Origin of the sequence: Bradyrhizobium sp. CSS354 (assembly GCF_029051725.1) — a bacterium.
Classification (GTDB): Bacteria; Pseudomonadota; Alphaproteobacteria; order Rhizobiales; family Xanthobacteraceae; genus Bradyrhizobium.
In genome coordinates, this window is record NZ_JAACFU010000013.1 from 94656 (window position 1) to 109616 (window position 14961).

Annotated in this window: 19 protein-coding genes; 7 read left to right on the forward strand and 12 right to left on the reverse strand. The window is 64.7% G+C overall.

Features of this window, described 5'->3' with window-relative positions:
• Positions 1 to 59: 59 nt before the first annotated feature.
• The 8 genes from GWG67_RS27300 to GWG67_RS27335 all read right to left on the reverse strand — a co-directional run bounded on the left by GWG67_RS27300 (position 60) and on the right by GWG67_RS27335 (position 7631).
• Positions 60 to 1094, reverse strand: a complete 1035-nt coding sequence (locus tag GWG67_RS27300) for an ATP-grasp domain-containing protein (RefSeq protein WP_275172449.1) — start codon at positions 1092 to 1094, stop codon at positions 60 to 62.
• Positions 1091 to 2119 (reverse strand): putative zinc-binding metallopeptidase, encoded by a 1029-nt coding sequence (locus GWG67_RS27305; RefSeq protein WP_275172450.1) that lies wholly within the window; start codon positions 2117 to 2119, stop codon positions 1091 to 1093. Before GWG67_RS27305 ends, GWG67_RS27300 begins: the two co-directional genes overlap by 4 nt.
• A 141-nt stretch (positions 2120 to 2260) precedes the next feature.
• Positions 2261 to 3214, reverse strand: coding sequence for a ribose-phosphate pyrophosphokinase (locus GWG67_RS27310; RefSeq protein WP_007614838.1), 954 nt, complete (start codon positions 3212 to 3214; stop codon positions 2261 to 2263).
• Positions 3215 to 3407: 193 nt separating this feature from the next.
• The gene (locus GWG67_RS27315; protein ID WP_275172451.1) at positions 3408 to 4022 is read right to left on the reverse strand and encodes a hypothetical protein; all 615 of its coding nucleotides are present in this window, start codon (positions 4020 to 4022) and stop codon (positions 3408 to 3410) included.
• 113 nt (positions 4023 to 4135) lie between these two features.
• The gene (pgeF, locus tag GWG67_RS27320) at positions 4136 to 4903 is read right to left on the reverse strand and encodes a peptidoglycan editing factor PgeF (protein WP_275172452.1); all 768 of its coding nucleotides are present in this window, start codon (positions 4901 to 4903) and stop codon (positions 4136 to 4138) included.
• Positions 4900 to 6018 carry a class I SAM-dependent methyltransferase gene (locus GWG67_RS27325; RefSeq protein WP_275172453.1) on the reverse strand — a complete coding sequence of 373 codons (1119 nt, stop codon included), beginning with the start codon at positions 6016 to 6018 and terminating at the stop codon, positions 4900 to 4902. Before GWG67_RS27325 ends, pgeF begins: the two co-directional genes overlap by 4 nt.
• Positions 6019 to 6039: 21 nt before the next feature.
• The gene (lgt, locus tag GWG67_RS27330) at positions 6040 to 6885 is read right to left on the reverse strand and encodes a prolipoprotein diacylglyceryl transferase (RefSeq protein WP_275172454.1); all 846 of its coding nucleotides are present in this window, start codon (positions 6883 to 6885) and stop codon (positions 6040 to 6042) included.
• A 14-nt stretch (positions 6886 to 6899) separates the two neighbouring features.
• The gene (locus tag GWG67_RS27335; protein ID WP_275172455.1) at positions 6900 to 7631 is read right to left on the reverse strand and encodes a dienelactone hydrolase family protein; all 732 of its coding nucleotides are present in this window, start codon (positions 7629 to 7631) and stop codon (positions 6900 to 6902) included.
• 169 nt (positions 7632 to 7800) lie between these two features.
• Between GWG67_RS27335 and GWG67_RS27340 the strand changes: the two genes are divergently transcribed.
• From GWG67_RS27340 to ychF, 4 genes are all read left to right on the forward strand, one after another.
• Positions 7801 to 8052 (forward strand): accessory factor UbiK family protein, encoded by a 252-nt coding sequence (locus tag GWG67_RS27340; protein WP_007596812.1) that lies wholly within the window; start codon positions 7801 to 7803, stop codon positions 8050 to 8052.
• Positions 8053 to 8290: 238 nt separating this feature from the next.
• Positions 8291 to 9010 (forward strand): 50S ribosomal protein L25/general stress protein Ctc, encoded by a 720-nt coding sequence (locus GWG67_RS27345; protein ID WP_275172456.1) that lies wholly within the window; start codon positions 8291 to 8293, stop codon positions 9008 to 9010.
• 58 nt (positions 9011 to 9068) lie between these two features.
• On the forward strand, positions 9069 to 9674 hold the full coding sequence (gene pth, locus GWG67_RS27350) for an aminoacyl-tRNA hydrolase (RefSeq protein WP_275172457.1): 606 nt from the start codon (positions 9069 to 9071) through the stop codon (positions 9672 to 9674).
• Positions 9675 to 9789: 115 nt separating this feature from the next.
• On the forward strand, positions 9790 to 10887 hold the full coding sequence (gene ychF, locus GWG67_RS27355) for a redox-regulated ATPase YchF (protein ID WP_007614830.1): 1098 nt from the start codon (positions 9790 to 9792) through the stop codon (positions 10885 to 10887).
• Between the two features lie 120 nt (positions 10888 to 11007).
• On the opposite strand, the gene GWG67_RS27360 is transcribed toward ychF, so the two are convergent.
• Positions 11008 to 11304 carry a DUF4282 domain-containing protein gene (locus GWG67_RS27360; RefSeq protein ID WP_275172458.1) on the reverse strand — a complete coding sequence of 99 codons (297 nt, stop codon included), beginning with the start codon at positions 11302 to 11304 and terminating at the stop codon, positions 11008 to 11010.
• Positions 11305 to 11481: 177 nt separating this feature from the next.
• Here GWG67_RS27360 and GWG67_RS27365 point away from each other — a divergent pair, with 177 nt between their 5' ends.
• From GWG67_RS27365 to GWG67_RS27375, 3 genes are all read left to right on the forward strand, one after another.
• A complete protein-coding gene (locus GWG67_RS27365) occupies positions 11482 to 11934 on the forward strand; it encodes a MaoC family dehydratase (protein WP_275172459.1) in 453 nt (150 codons plus the stop codon).
• Entirely contained in the window at positions 11934 to 12416 is a 483-nt protein-coding gene (locus GWG67_RS27370; protein WP_275172460.1) for a MaoC family dehydratase, read from the forward strand. Before GWG67_RS27365 ends, GWG67_RS27370 begins: the two co-directional genes overlap by 1 nt.
• Before the next feature lie 197 nt (positions 12417 to 12613).
• Positions 12614 to 12760 (forward strand): hypothetical protein, encoded by a 147-nt coding sequence (locus tag GWG67_RS27375; RefSeq protein WP_007596790.1) that lies wholly within the window; start codon positions 12614 to 12616, stop codon positions 12758 to 12760.
• Between the two features lie 41 nt (positions 12761 to 12801).
• Here GWG67_RS27375 and GWG67_RS27380 read toward each other — a convergent pair whose 3' ends face one another.
• From GWG67_RS27380 to GWG67_RS27390, 3 genes are all read right to left on the reverse strand, one after another.
• The gene (locus GWG67_RS27380; protein WP_007614812.1) at positions 12802 to 12939 is read right to left on the reverse strand and encodes a hypothetical protein; all 138 of its coding nucleotides are present in this window, start codon (positions 12937 to 12939) and stop codon (positions 12802 to 12804) included.
• Between the two features lie 265 nt (positions 12940 to 13204).
• The gene (locus GWG67_RS27385) at positions 13205 to 13627 is read right to left on the reverse strand and encodes a hypothetical protein (RefSeq protein WP_275172461.1); all 423 of its coding nucleotides are present in this window, start codon (positions 13625 to 13627) and stop codon (positions 13205 to 13207) included.
• A 244-nt stretch (positions 13628 to 13871) separates the two neighbouring features.
• A complete protein-coding gene (locus tag GWG67_RS27390; protein ID WP_275172462.1) occupies positions 13872 to 14789 on the reverse strand; it encodes a hypothetical protein in 918 nt (305 codons plus the stop codon).
• Positions 14790 to 14961: the final 172 nt, after the last annotated feature.

Here is a 14961-nt window from a genome sequence, read left to right on the forward strand (position 1 = left end):
TCCCTAGTGGCGCGAAGCGCGTCTCGACGGATGAGGAGCGATCGCCGCCGTGTTCGTCATCAGCCGAGCGAGACCCCCGCCTTGGCGCGGCTGATTCCGAGGGCCAGGATGCGCTGCAGGAGGGCCGGATATTTGAGTCCGGCATGTTGAGCCGCTGTGGCGAACTCCTGGCTCTTCGCGATCTCGGGATTGGGATTGGCTTCGATGAAATACGGCGTGCCGTCGGCGGTGAGACGAAAATCGATGCGCGCGTAGCCGTCGAGGCCAAGCGCCCGATAGATGCGTTTCGCGGCCCGCTGGATCCTGGCGGTCACTTCCGGCGCCAGATCCTTCGCTGGCCCGTCGACGATGCCGACCTTCTCCTGATAATCGGTGTCGTGCTTGGCCTTCTCGGTGGCGATGTGCCGTGAAGAGCGGCCGCCCATGCTGCCGAATTTCAACTCCCAGATCGGCAGAACGCGTAAGCGATTGTTGCCGAGCACGCCGACGTAAAGCTCTCGCCCCTCGATAAACTGCTCGGCGATGGCGGCGGATTCGACCCGCTCGTGGATGAAGGCGACCCGCTCGGCCAGCTTCTCGTCGGTGTCGACGATCGAGGCCTGCGAGATGCCGAACGAGCCATCCATGTTCAGGCTCTTGACGATCAGCGGCAGCGCAAGACGCGTCGGGCGTTTCACCTTGCGGCGCATCGGGAAGACGGCAAAGGCCGGCGCGGCGATCCGGCGGTGATGCACCAGCGTCTTGGACAAATCCTTGCCGCGGGCCAGGGTCAGGCCGCGCGGATTGCACCCGGTATAAGGGACCTTCATCAGCTCGAGATAGCTCGCGATGTGCTGGTCGAAGGCGACGTTGTTGTGGAATTCCTCCAGCAGCGTGAAAACCACGTGCGGCTTGAACTCCTCGATCGCCTCGCGCACCGGCTTGATTTCCTCCTGCGCACCGAGCGGTCGAACCTCGTGGCCGGCTGCGCGCAAGGTGCTCACCACGTCGTATTCGGTTTTCCACGCATTGATCTCCTGCGGGCTGTATCCGTCGGAGGAGTCCGGGGGCAGGAAGTCCGGATGCATGAGGACCAGAATGCGGAGACGTCTCATAGTGCGATCCATTTTCGCTGAGACGGGCCAAACATCGTGTGCATCGTCTTGGCGGTCACGAGGACGATGAAGTCGAGAACGAGTTTCTGTTCGGGGCCGACGGCGCGCAGATCGAGCTCGCGACAGCGGGAGATCATCTCGTCAAGCACGGCATCGAGTGTAAGCTGATTCTCGCCCGTCCATCGCGCCACCAGCTGCCTGATATGGGCGCGGTGTCGCCGGATCAGGGCCGAAGCCGGCTTCGACCGGTGATGCCGTGGATCGGCTGAAAACAGCCGGGAGAGATCGCGGTCGTAGGTCTTGGGGGGCGTGAAGGCGTAGAACGCCTGCTTCTTCTTGTAGTGCTCTTCGAGCGTCTGGCTGAGCCGACCCAGCGTATCGACACGCTCCCGCGTCGTGATCGGCGGCCGCTTTCCCGCGATCTCGCCCATCAGCTCGTCGACATATTCGAGCTTCTTCAATGCCGGCCAGCCGGCATATCGCGTCCGCCAGTTCGAGCGCGGCCGCAGCCACACCGCAAAGGTCTCGGCGAAATCCTCGTCCGGATGGCTCTGCGCGTACCAGAGCCGCAGATGCTGGACATAGCGCCGGCTCGCCGGATTGGGCCGGTAATAGCGCGGATAATGTTTCGACGACGGGCCGAACAGTTGCTGCCAGCGCCGGCGGCGCTGTAGCTGGTAGCCGTGCTGTATGGCGTGGCCCGCTTCGTGACGGAGAATGGCCATGCATTCGCGCCAGGTTCCACCCTCGACGTCGAACATCATCTTCTTCTCGAGCTTCATCAGGCGGGGATGAGCGAGATAGAACGGAATGGCGATGCCGGGAACGCCGCCCGGACTGAACCATTCGCTCGACATCCATGTGTGCGGCCGCAGCCGGATATCCCGTTCTTCCAGCTCCTCGTAGAGCGTGCTGACGCAGTCCTCGAGCCAGGTGCCTTCGACCGTAACCCTCAGGCTGGAGAGGCGTTGCTTGAGCAACTCGTCATCCGACAGCTTGTCCCAGGCAAATTTCCGGCGTGGCATCGGGCATCCAGAGGGCAGAGATGACTCGGGATTCGGATGATGTCATGGGCGGTCGTTGGCAACAACCCGGGGGCTGCCTCGTAAGGGACACGGTAGACGCTCGCACTCCCTCCGCCCGCAAGCGGCCAGAGGCGGAAAAAATCAGTCGAACAGGCTCGACACCGACTCTTCCGCCGCGGTGCGCGCGATCGCGTCGGAGATCAGGCTGGCGATCGGCAGCGTGCGGATGTTCGGCGCCTTGCTCACCGCATCCGTCGGCAGGATCGAGTCGGTGATCACCAGCTCCTTCAGCCTGGAGTTTGTGATCCGGGCGGCCGCGCCGCCGGAGAGCACGCCGTGGGTGATGTAGGCGTAGACGTCCTTGGCGCCCTTGGCGATCAGCGCGTCGGCCGCGTTCACCAGCGTGCCGCCGGAGTCCACGATGTCGTCGATCAGGATGCAGGTGTAGCCGGCGACGTCGCCGATCACGTTCATGACCTCGGATTCACCCGCCCTCTCGCGGCGCTTGTCGACGATCGCGAGCGGGGTGTTGATGCGCTTGGCGAGGCCGCGCGCGCGCGCCACGCCGCCGACGTCGGGCGAGATCACCATCGTCCTGGAGAGGTCGAACTTGTCCTTGATGTCGCGCACCATCAGCGGCGCCGCGTAGAGGTTGTCGGTCGGGATGTCGAAGAAGCCCTGGATCTGGCCGGCATGCAGGTCGAGCGTCATGACACGGTCGACGCCGGCCTGCGTGATCAGATTGGCGACGAGTTTTGCCGAGATCGGCGTGCGCGAACCCGATTTGCGGTCCTGCCGGGCGTAGCCGAAATAGGGCAGCACCGCGGTGATGCGGCGCGCCGAGGAGCGGCGCAGTGCGTCGGTGATGATCAGCAATTCCATCAAATGGTCGTTCGCCGGGAACGAGGTCGACTGGATGACGAAGGCATCCGAGCCGCGCACGTTCTCCTGGATCTCGACGAAGATCTCCATGTCGGCGAAGCGCCGTACCACCGCCTTGGTCAGCGGCAGGTCGAGACCCTGCGCGATGGCCTGCGCGAGAGCCGGATTGGAGTTGCCGGCGACGAGCTTGATGGAGCCGTTCTTGGCCGACATGGACGCTTCCTCCCGCGCTTTGCTGGACACGATGTTCAACATCAAACAATACCCACTCGAAGCACGGTTACGACGGGCGAGGAAATATCAGGCCGGGGGCTGCGATGGCAACCCGGGAGGCTACGTTTTCCCTGCGAAATCCTGAGTCCGGCCAACGGTTTGGCTGGAAGTTGGGGCCGTGGTTTCGCGGGGGTTATCGCTCGGCATAGCCCAGCGCCGAGGCCGGCATCTCGGCCACCGGAGCCTCCGGCATCACGCTCGCCACGGCCGGCCCGCGCAAGCCGGGAGCCGAGCCCGGCGCATCCGGCGTTCCGTTGATCATGTTGGAAAGTCCGCTGAATCCGGCTTGGGCGATCTTCCGCAGCACGAGGTCGTCGGCCGCGCTCCAAGGATCGCGGCCGCCCTTGGCCGCAGTCGGTTCCTCGCCGGAAAGGCGCAGCGCCCGCTGCTGGTTGGCGTCGTAGACGTCCCAGACCCAGGCGATCACGGTCTTGCCGCGCACGATCTGGGCGGAGAGGTAGCTGCGCACGCGGTAGGCAGCCGTCCCCTCGCGCGAGACCACGGACAGGCTGCGCAGCTTGGATTCGCTGTCGAGCACGCCGACCATGCGGTCGAACACTTGCGGCGGCGGCCCGTCGATCGATTCGAACGCGACTGTCGCCCCGGAGCCGGCGCTCGGCGCCATCGCATAGGAGTTCGCGGCACCACCGCCACCGGCACAGCCGCCGAGGGCTGTCGCAGCCGTCAGCAGCATGACCGCCAGCACGCGCGAACCCGCGCGGCGCAAGATGAATGACGCGTCCCTCATTATGGAGGGCAGCGATATCGTTAAAACGCATTAACGTCTAGGGCGGGGGCGCCACAGGCCACTGTCATCGCGCGCAGGCATAGCCCCGGAATGACACGGGGTTGCCGTTGTGTTCACGCTTCGAGCGCGATCGCGTGAACGTGGCGGCCGTAATCCGGCTCCTTGCGATGTACCGAGCGGCGGTAGCTGAAGAAGCGTTCGTCGGCGTAGGTGTCCAGACCGAGATCGTCGATCATCAGGATGCCCGCGGCTTCCAGACGCTTGCGGATGAAGCCGGCGAGATCGAACATCGCGTGTCCTTCGCGCACCGACGGGATGAAGAACATGGCGTTGTCCGCATCCGCCTCGATGAAGCGCGTCACGAACTCGTTGCCGACTTCATAACTGTCCTGGCGGATCAGCGGGCCGACCGCGGCGATGATGCCGCCGCGCGAGGCGCCGAGTTTCTCCATCGCCGAAATGGTCTGCTCCAGGACGCCGGTGAGCGCACCCTTCCAGCCGGCATGCGCGCCGCCGATCACGCCCGCATTGGGGTCGACGAACAGCACGGGCCCGCAGTCGGCGGTGGAGACGCCGAGCGCGATGCCGGGCACCTTCGTCACCAGCGCATCGCCCTTCGGCCGCGGCCCGCTCGGCCACGGCGCGTCGGCCACGAGCACGTCGGGCGAATGGATTTGGTGCAGGCTGAGAAAGCGTTCCGGTGCGACGCCGACATGCTCGGCCATGCGGCGGCGGTTCTCCGCGACAAGGAGTTGATCGTCATTGGAGCCGAGCCCGCCGTTCAGCGCGGAATAGATGCCGCCCGAGACGCCGCCTTCGCGGGTGAAGAAGGCATGGCGCAGGCCCGGCACCGCCGACAGCAGCGAGGAGGCAAGCGTCATGAACCGTCTCCGGTGCGTTCGAGATCGCTGAGGCCCGCAAGGCCCGTTAGCCGCGGCTCGGAGATGCCGAGCACCTTGAACATCGAGCCCATGCCGCTGCGGCCGGTTTCGGTCAGGCGCTTTAGCGCGATCGAAATGTCGGTGGCGACGTCGGGCGCCGCCTTCTGCATCAAGGCGGCTGCACGGGTCTCGATGCCGACGCGTTTGAGAAAATCGCCCTGCGTCACCGGCCCGTGCACGCGGGCGCCCACGTCCTCCGCTCCGCGCGCGAGCGCCTGGAAGTCGACATGGGCTGTGACGTCGGCCTGGCCCGGCGCCTTCAGGGGATCGGTGAAGGTGTGGCGCGCGATCGCCTGGAAGGTGTCGCCGGCATCGCTGCGCAGGTGGCCGTAATCGATGATCAGCGCCGCGCCGTCCTGGTCGCGCACGCGGCTGGCGAGCTTCATGATCTCAGCATCTGGCCGCCATTCGAACACGGCCCCGACGGGCGCGGCGCGGACCAGAGGCGGCAACAGCACCTCGAAGCGCGGCGTCGGCTCGGCCGCCGCGCCGAATTGAAGTTTTCCATTGGCGTCGACCTCGATCACGCGCTCGTGCCAGCCGTTCTCGTGACGGACCATCTGATGGATCGGCAGCACGTCGAAATATTCGTTGGCGAGGATGATGCTCGGTCCCTCAGGCACGTCGTCGATGCTGTCGTGCCAGGCGATGTTGCGCACGCCCGACAGCGTCGCACTCTGCCGCTCGCGCAGGACCGGATTGACTTCGACCATGTGGATATGGAGTGCCTGATAGAGCGGCGGCAGCACGCGGAGCGCACGCAGCGCATCCGCCATCATGGTGCCGCGGCCGGGGCCGAGCTCGATCAGCCGCAGGAATTGCGGCGAGCCCATCTGCTTCCACACCGAGGCGGTCCACAGGCCCAGGAGCTCGCCGAACATCTGGCTGACCTCGGGCGCGGTGGTGAAGTCACCTTCTCGTCCCAACGGATCGCGCGAGACGTAATAGCCATAGCGCGGATGCATGAGGCACAGTTCCATGTACCGCCAGACCGGCATGGGGCCTGAGGATTTGATCAGCGCCTTGATCTCGTCGAGTAACGGCTGGTCGGTCACGGTCCATCTTCTCAAGAGGAATTAACGAATAGCCCCTGCGGGCTTCGGCGCATCGCGCCTCACTGCCAATACAATAAGTATGAGGCCGACAATAAGCATTGGGATCGACAACAGCATGCCCATGGTTAATCCGCCCCAGAGGAAGCCGAGCTGGACGTCCGGTTCGCGGAAATGCTCGCCGGCGATCCGGCTCAAACCATAGATCAGGATGAACGCCCCGAGGATCATGCCCGGCCGTTTCAGGGCACCGAAGCGGATCATGATTGCGAGGGCGGCAAACAGCAAAATGCCCTCCATGCCGGCCTCATAGAGCTGGCTCGGATGACGCGGCAGCTGGGTGGGATCGTTGGGGAAGATCATCGCCCAGGGCAGCTCCGGGTCGGCGGCGCGGCCCCACAATTCGCCATTGATGAAATTGGCGATGCGGCCGAGCAGCAGCCCGACCGGAGCGACGGCGGTTGTGATGTCGCCGAGCGACAGGATCGAGATGCCGTTGCGATAAGCAAACCACATCACCGCGACGACGCAGCCGAGGAAGCCGCCGTGAAAGGACATGCCGCCTTCCCACAGCCTGAAGATCGCGGCGGGATGGTCGATGAAGAAGGGCAGATTGTAGAACAGCACGTAGCCGGTGCGGCCGCCGAGGATGATGCCGAGCGTGACCCACAGAATGAAGTCGTCGATCTGCACCAGCGACATCGGCGCCGGGCCGCCCCACAGCCGCTCTTTCTTCAGGAGCGAGCGCGCATAGAGCCAGCCGAACACGATGCCGCAGATATAGGCCAGCGCATACCAGCGGATCGCGAACGGACCGATCTCGATCGCGATCGGCTTGAAGGCGGGAAAGTCGATGAGCAGAAAGGGCATCGCGCCTTCTATGTCTAGACGAGATTGCGGCGATAGAGCGCCAGCAGGCGCTCCCAATGCCGCTCGGCGGCGTCGCGGTCGTAGACCGGACGCTTGGGGAAGGCGAAGCCGTGATGGGTGCCGGGATAGATCTCGACTTCGGCTTTGGCGCCGCTCATGCCCTGCTTCACCTTCTCGATGATCTCGGCGGGCGCGTAGATGTCGGTCTCGGCGCAGGCGAAGTAGAGTTCGGCCTTGGTCTTGGCTGCCGCGAGATGCGGGCTGTCGTCCTGGTCGGTTGCGAGCTGCGTGCCGTAGACCGAGGCGGCGGCCTTGACGCGATCGGGGAAGTGCGTGGCGGCGTTGACGGCGTAGCGGCCGCTCATGCAGTAGCCGACGGTACCGATCAGTTTGGTGTTCGCGGCCGCCTGGCCCTCGGCATAGGTGAGCAGCGCCCGTGTGTCGTCCATGATCATGGGGATCGTGAGCGATCCCATCAGCGCGAACATGCGCTTGCGTTCCGGAGCGTTCGGATCTGCCGGCAGCGCGCCGAGCTCCATCACGCCGGAGCGGTAATAGAGGTTCGGCAGCATCACGTAATAGCCCGATGTCGCGAGCCGGCGCGCCATGTCGCGCAGCTCTTCGCGGATCGCCGGCGCGTCCATGTAGAACAGGACGACCGGAAACGGCCCGCCGCGTTCGGGATGGCTGATGAAGGTTGCGGTGTGACCGTCCTTGGTGGGGATCGCGATCTGCTGGTCGATCATATCGAGCGCCTTTTATGATTCTTCTTATGCAGGGACGTTGAATACGATTGCAAGGAAACCGGGGCATGACAAGGATACCGCCGATCGGCCCTTGAACCGGCTCCATCGGGTTGCCATTGTCTCCCCGCGCGTTCGCGCAGAGTTCATCGAAAGCCGCCAGGAGACCGACATGACCCAGACCAACAACCGGTTTTTCGACGAGATCGGCCGCCTGATGAACGATGCCGCCGGTGCCGCGCAGGGCGTCAAGCGCGAGTTCGACACGGTGATGCGCACCCAGGCCGAAAAATTCCTGCGCGACATGGACCTGGTCAAGCGCGAGGAGTTCGAGGCGGTCAAGGACATGGCGCGCCTGGCGCGTGAGGAGAACGAGGCTCTGAAGGCGCGCATCGCGGCGCTGGAGGCCAAGCTCGGCGGGTAGGGGGAAATCGTAGCCCGGATGGAGCGCAGCGCAATCCGGGGTGTTCCAGCGGCGTAGGTCCCGGATTACGCTGCGCTCCATCCGGGCTACCGGCCGCCCATTCTCCTTGTCATTTCCGCGTCTTCCGGGTAAAAGCCCGCCACGTCCGCAGCCCCCGCACCCCTGGAGGCTTGCTGCGGCGTATGCCATGGGCCGCGTTGCGGCCCATTAACTTTTGCAAAAACAAGGACTTAACGTTATGGCGACCGTCAAGGAATTGAAGGCGACCGCACGTCCGAAGAGCGGCAAGGGGGCCGCCCGGGCTGAGCGTCGCGCCGGGAGAGTGCCCGGAGTGATCTATGGCAACAACCAGCCCCCGCTGACGATCTCGATCGAAGATCGTGAACTGCGCACGCGCATCCTCGCCGGCCGGTTCCTGACCACGCTGGTCGACATCGACCTCGAGGGCAACAAGCACCGCGTGATTCCGCGCGACTACCACCTCGATCCGGTCAAGGATTTCCCGATCCACGTCGACTTCATGCGGCTCGGCGAAGGCGCCACCATCCGCATCAGCGTTCCCTTGCACGTGGTGAAGGCTGAAGGCTCGCCCGGCGTGAAGCGCGGCGGCGCCGTGAACATCGTCGCGCACGCGATCGAACTCGAGTGCGGCGTGGAGAACATCCCGCAGTTCATCGAGGCCGACGTCGGTTCGCTCGAAATCGGCCACTCGCTGCATCTCTCCGACATCAAGCTGCCGGCTGGCGTGAAGGCGCTGACCTCCGAGGACGCGACCCTCGTCACCATCGTGCCGCCGTCCGGCTACGCCGAAGAGCAGAAGGCCGCGGCTGCTGCTCCTGCTGCGGGTGCTGCTGCTCCGGCGGCTGGTGCTGCTCCGGCTGCGGGTGCTGCTGCTCCGGCAGCGGCTGCCAAGGCCCCGGCTGCCAAGGCGCCCGCCGGCGGCGACAAGAAGAAGTAATCTCTCAAAGCTGGCGCGCGGTCCCTGACCGCGCGCCGAGCGAGGGGCGCGCCGCGTCATGCGACTGTTTGTTGGGCTCGGCAATCCCGGCCCGAAATTCGCACGTAACCGGCACAATGTCGGCTTCATGGCCGTCGATGAGATCGCACGGCGTCATGGTTTCGCGCCCTGGCGCCGCAGGTTTCAGGGCGAGACCTCGGAAGGCACGCTCGGCACCGAGCGCGTGATCCTGCTCAAGCCGATGACCTACATGAACGAGTCCGGCCGCAGCGTTCAGGAAGCGGCAAGCTTCTTCAAAATCGCGCCGGGCGACGTCACCGTATTCCATGACGAACTCGAACTGCCGCCGGGCAAGGTGCGGGTGAAGGTCGGCGGCGGTATCGCCGGCCACAACGGCCTGCGCTCGATCTCCGCCCATATCGGCAACGAGTATCGCCGGGTGCGGCTCGGTATCGGTCATCCCGGCGTCAAGGAATTAGTGCACGGCCACGTGCTGTCGGACTTCGCCAAAGCCGACAACGACTGGGTGGCGACGCTCTGCGACGCAGTGGCCGAGCACGCGGCACTGGTTGCCAAAGGCACGGATGCGACTTTCGCCAACAGGGTGCACCTCGCCATGCAGGCGAAGGGATTTTTGACCAAGGACGACAACGGCAAGGAATAGCTGGCTCTCCGTCATGCCCGGGCTTGTCCCGGGCATCCACGTTCTTGGTGCCGCAAGTCAAAGACGTGGATGGCCGGGTCAAGCCCGGCCATGACGAACATGAATAGAGGACATTATGGGATTTAAATGCGGGATCGTCGGATTGCCCAATGTCGGCAAATCGACTTTGTTCAACGCGCTGACCGAGACGGCCGCGGCGCAGGCGGCCAATTATCCGTTCTGCACGATCGAGCCGAATGTCGGCGAAGTCGCGGTGCCGGATCCGCGGCTCGACAAGCTCGCAGCGATCGCCAAGTCGGGCCAGATCATCCCGACGCGGCTGACCTTCGTGGACATCGCCGGCCTCGTCCGCGGCGCGTCCAAGGGTGAAGGTCTCGGCAACCAGTTCCTCGCCAACATCCGCGAGGTCGACGCCATCGCGCATGTCGTGCGCTGCTTCGAGGATTCCGACATCACCCATGTCGAGGGCAAGATCGCCCCGCTCGCCGACATCGAGACCATCGAGACCGAACTGATGCTCGCCGATCTCGACAGCCTCGAAAAGCGCGTCGACAATTTGTCCAAGAAGGCCAAGGGCAACGACAAGGACGCCAAGGAGCAGCTCGATCTCGTCAACCGTACGCTGGTGCTGCTGCGCGAGGGCAAGCCAGCGCGCCTCGTCGAACGCAAGGCGGAGGAGGAGCGCGCCTTCGGGATGCTCGGCCTGCTGTCCTCCAAGCCCGTGCTCTATGTCTGCAACGTCGAGGAAGGCTCGGCCGCGACTGGCAATTCGTTCTCGAAGGCGGTGCAGGACCAGGCTGCCAAGGAGGGCGCCATTGCCGTCGTCATCTCGGCGAAAATCGAATCCGAGATCGCCACCATCTCACGTGACGAACGCGCCGACTTCCTGGAGACGCTGGGTCTCGAAGAGGCCGGCCTCGATCGCCTGATCCGCGCCGGCTACACGCTGCTCGACCTCATCACCTATTTCACGGTGGGCCCGAAGGAAGCGCGCGCCTGGACCATCTATCGCGGCACCAAAGCGCCGGGCGCGGCCGGTGTGATCCACACCGACTTCGAGAAGGGTTTCATCCGCGCCGAGACCATCGCGTATGAGGACTACGTCGCGCTCGGCGGCGAAGCCGGCGCCCGCGATGCTGGCAAGCTCCGCCTCGAAGGCAAGGAATACGTCGTCGCCGACGGCGACGTGATGCATTTCAGGTTCAATACGTAAGATCTGGATAGGTTCGTAGGGTGGGTTAGCGCAGCGTAACCCACCATGCTTCCTCGTTTGCAGAACGAAGTTGGTGGGTTATGCCTTCGGCTAACCCAGCCTACGGCGCCGGTGCTTGCCTCACTTCATCCCGCCGCCCTGATCCCTGATCGCGCCGAGATGCTCGTTGATGCGGAAGATGATCAGGATCAGCTCGGCGAGAATGCGCGAGAACACGATTCCGACGACGACGCTCGCAATCGACGACAGCAGCATCAGGAAGCCGCCGAACGGGCTGATCGCCATCATCGCGAGGCCGGAGAAGATGCCGGAGAGGCCGAACAGGCAGATCAGCGCGATCACCAGCCAATAGAAGGTCTTGATGATCGTCGGCGTGATGAAGCGGTCCCATTGAAACAGGTCGCTGAATGAAAACATTGCTCTCCCCAGGGCAATTCAGGTGTTGCCGGCCCTTGCAAATGGATCGAGACCCCTGACCGATCCGACTCAAGACCACGCCGGCGCGCCGAATGTAGCACGAGCCATGCGGGCCGGCGGGTTGAGATTGCCGCAAAGTGCGGCCACAATCTGTCATTCCCTCAAACCTTTCCCAAGATGACCCTGACCTTCGAAGATTTCCCGCCCGGCCGGTTCGGAACATTCGGCCCGCGCCATGTCACGCGCGACGAGATCCTGGCCTTTGCCGCCGAGTTCGATCCGCAGCCGATGCACCTCGACGAGGACGCCGCCGGCAAGAGCATGCTGCGCGGCCTGTCCGGCTCGGGCTGGCATCTCTGTTCGCTGATGATGCGGATGATGGCCGACGGTTTCATTACCCGCGCCGCGTCGCTGGGATCTCCAGGTGTCGATGAAGTGCGCTGGCTGTCGCCGTTGAGACCCGGCGACGACCTCATGCTCGACGTCGATGTCGTGGAGGCCCGTAGCTCGAAGAGCCGCCCGGAGCTCGGCATCGTCAAGTTCAAATGCACCGTGCGCAACGCGGCGGGGCAGGCGCTGTGCGAGATGACCTCGCCGATCCTGATCAAGCGGCGCGAGGGGGCGGTCTGATGCCGTTTTTCGAGGAGATCGAGGTTGGGCATCGCCGCGAGATCGGCGCCTATACGTTCACGGCGGAGTCGATCAAGACATTCGCCGCAAAATTCGATCCGCAGCGTTTTCACCTCGACGACGAGGAGGGCAAGAACTCGCTGTTTGGCGGGCTCGCGGCCTCGGGCTGGCATGTCGGCTCGGCCTGCATGAGCCTGCTTGTCGCCGACGGCCAGCGTTTGGCGCGGGAAGCCGTTTCGCGCGGCGAGGAGGTCGCGGTGTGGGGCCCATCGCCGGGCTTTCGCGACCTGCGCTGGATCAGGCCGGTGCTCGCCGGCGACACCGTCACCTACGTCAACGTCGTCATCGACAAGCGCAGCTCCGCCTCGCGACCTGGCTGGGGCATCCTGACCGCGCGCACCACCGGCACCAACCAGCGCGGCGAGGACGTCTACGCCATCACCGCCAGTGCCTTCGTGCCGATGCGTGGGAACGGCGGTTAGATTCGTTCCAGAATGAACGACGAAAACAGCGTGCGAGTGTTGCCCCCGCGCTATGGACGCGATTCCGGGTGGCTGCCATAAGCCTGCGCAACATAGTTTCCCGCGAAGCAGTTGGCGGAACCATCGAGTTGCTAACCAATTATGAACCTGTCGCTGTCTATTTGAACGAACTGGGCAGAGTACAGGGGACGAGGACCATGGCAGACCGCGGCGCACTCAAGCTGGTCGGATTCATCTTTGCTACCGCGACGCTGGCCGTGATGCTGGTGGCCGGCATGGTGGTGAAGGGCTATGCCGATGGTGCCTACACCCTGGAAGCTTCGACCGTGGAAGCCGCCCGGTAAGATTTCGTTAACTCCGCGGGGCCGCAACGCGGCCTCCGCCTTCAGCGGCTATAGACGAACGCCAATATCGCGATCGCAACCGCCAGCAATCCGACAAACCGCAACATGATCGTGCCGAACTGGTTCGGCGCGGGCCGCAGCGGTATCGGGTCGGTGGTGTCGGGCCGAATGCTTTCCATGACATGTCCCCAGGCCCGGCCGCGATGGCAAGGGCGCCTGGCGTTAGTCGCCGCGGGGATGCGGGAAGTTCAAACCCCTCCGCTGTCATGCCCCGCGAAAGCGGGGCATCCAGTAGGCTGCCGCGTCTCGGTGTCACATCACCGCCTCTGGAATACTGGATCATCCGCCTTCGCGGATGATGACGCTACATTGAGGATGCCCCCCAGAATCAAAACCGCCGCGCCCCTTTCGGAACGCGGCGGCTGGTGATGCGGAATCTTACGATCAGCTGTTGCGCAGGCCGTCGGCGGCGCGCTTCCACTGCGAAACGTTGTCGGCGATCATGCGGGTCGACTTCATCGCGGCCTGGCTGAGCTGGGCGTAGCCGGAGATCTCGCGCTGGACGCGCTGGCCTTCGGCATGGAGCAGGTCGCGCAGGCTCTCGAGCTCGGAAATCAAGTTCTCGATCTCGGCGAGCGAGGTGCCGGCGACGCGCTGGATCAGCGAGTTGACGTTGGTGACGGTGGCCTCCGCGCTCGGATCGAGCGGCGGTGCGTCCGTGGTCGTCGATGCCGGGCGGCGCAGATAGGCGATGTCGTTGCGGACGAAGTCACGGATGCCGGCTTCGACTTCCGTCACGGCGGCGAGGTTGGTGTCGATGGTCTCGGTCTCGGTACCTTCGGTCTTTTCCGGACGCATGGCGTTCATCGTTGTTCCCCTGTTCGCGTTGAGCGCAGCGCGAGTGTCCCCCGCACGACGACGTCAGTCTGGGACTAGGGCGTCGGATTTTGGCCGCAACTTGGCCGAGGTGCGGCAAGGGCGGTCCATTCGGGGGCTTTGCCGTGGCGTATGGTTACGGGAGTCTGAACGCGGTTGCCGCGCCGAAGTGAATGCGCGGCCCGGTCGGTGCTCGACTCCCTCGTCCCGCAAGCGGGGCGAGGCGAAAACACGCTCACCAGCTCTTCTTGAAACCCGCCGTCAGGCTCTTGTTGATCGCCCCTTGCGAGGTTTCGCCGACCGAGCCGGAGACGGTGACGTTGTCGAACAGCTTCTGTTCCGCGCCGACCTTGCGCAGCCATTTGTCGTCGGTGGTCGACAGCGACTGGCCCGCGGTGATGCTGGTGCCGGTGTCGGTGAGAGTGACCTTGGCCGACTGGTCGGTCTCGTAATTGCGCGTGATGTGACCGCCGACGCCGGGGAGCGCCGTGGTGCCCTGCTGGTTGACGCTGTAGCCGTTCTGGAGTGTCAGCGACGTGTCGCCCGACAGCGGCACCGACTTGATCAGCGACGCCCCGAGCTTGCTCTGTTCGGCGCCGGGATCGACGCGGGCCTCGACTGCGGTCTTGTCCCAGATCGCGCCCGCGCCCGGCGCGGTCGCGGCCGCCCAGGCGCTGCCGGACGACTGAGGCACGCTGCCGCCATTGGTGGCCTTCTGCGCCAGCAGCTCGGACATCGTTCGCGGCTCGCTCGTCACCGTCATGTCGGCGCCGATGCGGGCGTCCCAGAATGAGGATACCGACTGCTTCACCGTCACCGCCGAGGAGCCGTTGGCGTTGGCGTTCGTTGCCCAGTTCAGCCCGTCCTTGGCGGCGGCCTGGGCGCGCTTCTTGGCGGCGATGATGTCGTTGAGCGTGCCGGCGTCGATCGCGAGCTGGCCCCAATCGAGCTTGTCGACGTCGATGCCACGGAGCAGGTCGGGGTCGTTGACATCAGGGGCCTCCGCCGTCTCGGCCTCGTCGTCGGGCGCTGCGGCCGGGCCGGGGGAGAAGGGCGGAATGATCTGCGCCGAAACCGTCAGCACCGATCCCAAGATGAAAGCGGCCGCCAGCATCGGCAGCCTGGTCCAGCCAAACCCTGTCGCGAATTCCATCGTCCTGCCCGTCAGCCCAGTTCCCGCCCAGGATGCGGAACCATCGTTGCGAAATTGTGGCGGTTCCATCAAACGCGAACCAACGGGCCGCGCGAAAGGCGCGCGCCCGAGGACGAGCTTCTCCACGATTGCATCCGGCGGGGCTGGAGGCCAGGACGCGTTGCGGGGAGCA

Bases quoted from the DNA above. Each gene is read 5' to 3' on its own strand.
- pgeF (WP_275172452.1), bottom strand. From the start codon at position 4,903: ATGACGCTTGCCTCCTCGCTGCTGTCGGCGGTGCCGGGCCTGCGCCAT.
- GWG67_RS27385 (WP_275172461.1), bottom strand. From the start codon at position 13,627: ATGAACGCCATGCGTCCGGAAAAGACCGAAGGTACCGAGACCGAGACC.
- lgt (WP_275172454.1), bottom strand. From the start codon at position 6,885: ATGCCCTTTCTGCTCATCGACTTTCCCGCCTTCAAGCCGATCGCGATC.
- pth (WP_275172457.1), top strand. From the start codon at position 9,069: ATGCGACTGTTTGTTGGGCTCGGCAATCCCGGCCCGAAATTCGCACGT.
- GWG67_RS27315 (WP_275172451.1), bottom strand. From the start codon at position 4,022: ATGAGGGACGCGTCATTCATCTTGCGCCGCGCGGGTTCGCGCGTGCTG.
- GWG67_RS27345 (WP_275172456.1), top strand. From the start codon at position 8,291: ATGGCGACCGTCAAGGAATTGAAGGCGACCGCACGTCCGAAGAGCGGC.
- GWG67_RS27305 (WP_275172450.1), bottom strand. From the start codon at position 2,119: ATGCCACGCCGGAAATTTGCCTGGGACAAGCTGTCGGATGACGAGTTG.
- GWG67_RS27335 (WP_275172455.1), bottom strand. From the start codon at position 7,631: ATGATCGACCAGCAGATCGCGATCCCCACCAAGGACGGTCACACCGCA.
- GWG67_RS27365 (WP_275172459.1), top strand. From the start codon at position 11,482: ATGACCCTGACCTTCGAAGATTTCCCGCCCGGCCGGTTCGGAACATTC.
- GWG67_RS27375 (WP_007596790.1), top strand. From the start codon at position 12,614: ATGGCAGACCGCGGCGCACTCAAGCTGGTCGGATTCATCTTTGCTACC.
- GWG67_RS27340 (WP_007596812.1), top strand. From the start codon at position 7,801: ATGACCCAGACCAACAACCGGTTTTTCGACGAGATCGGCCGCCTGATG.
- ychF (WP_007614830.1), top strand. From the start codon at position 9,790: ATGGGATTTAAATGCGGGATCGTCGGATTGCCCAATGTCGGCAAATCG.
- GWG67_RS27370 (WP_275172460.1), top strand. From the start codon at position 11,934: ATGCCGTTTTTCGAGGAGATCGAGGTTGGGCATCGCCGCGAGATCGGC.
- GWG67_RS27300 (WP_275172449.1), bottom strand. From the start codon at position 1,094: ATGAGACGTCTCCGCATTCTGGTCCTCATGCATCCGGACTTCCTGCCC.
- GWG67_RS27360 (WP_275172458.1), bottom strand. From the start codon at position 11,304: ATGTTTTCATTCAGCGACCTGTTTCAATGGGACCGCTTCATCACGCCG.
- GWG67_RS27380 (WP_007614812.1), bottom strand. From the start codon at position 12,939: ATGGAAAGCATTCGGCCCGACACCACCGACCCGATACCGCTGCGGCCC.
- GWG67_RS27310 (WP_007614838.1), bottom strand. From the start codon at position 3,214: ATGTCGGCCAAGAACGGCTCCATCAAGCTCGTCGCCGGCAACTCCAAT.
- GWG67_RS27390 (WP_275172462.1), bottom strand. From the start codon at position 14,789: ATGGAATTCGCGACAGGGTTTGGCTGGACCAGGCTGCCGATGCTGGCG.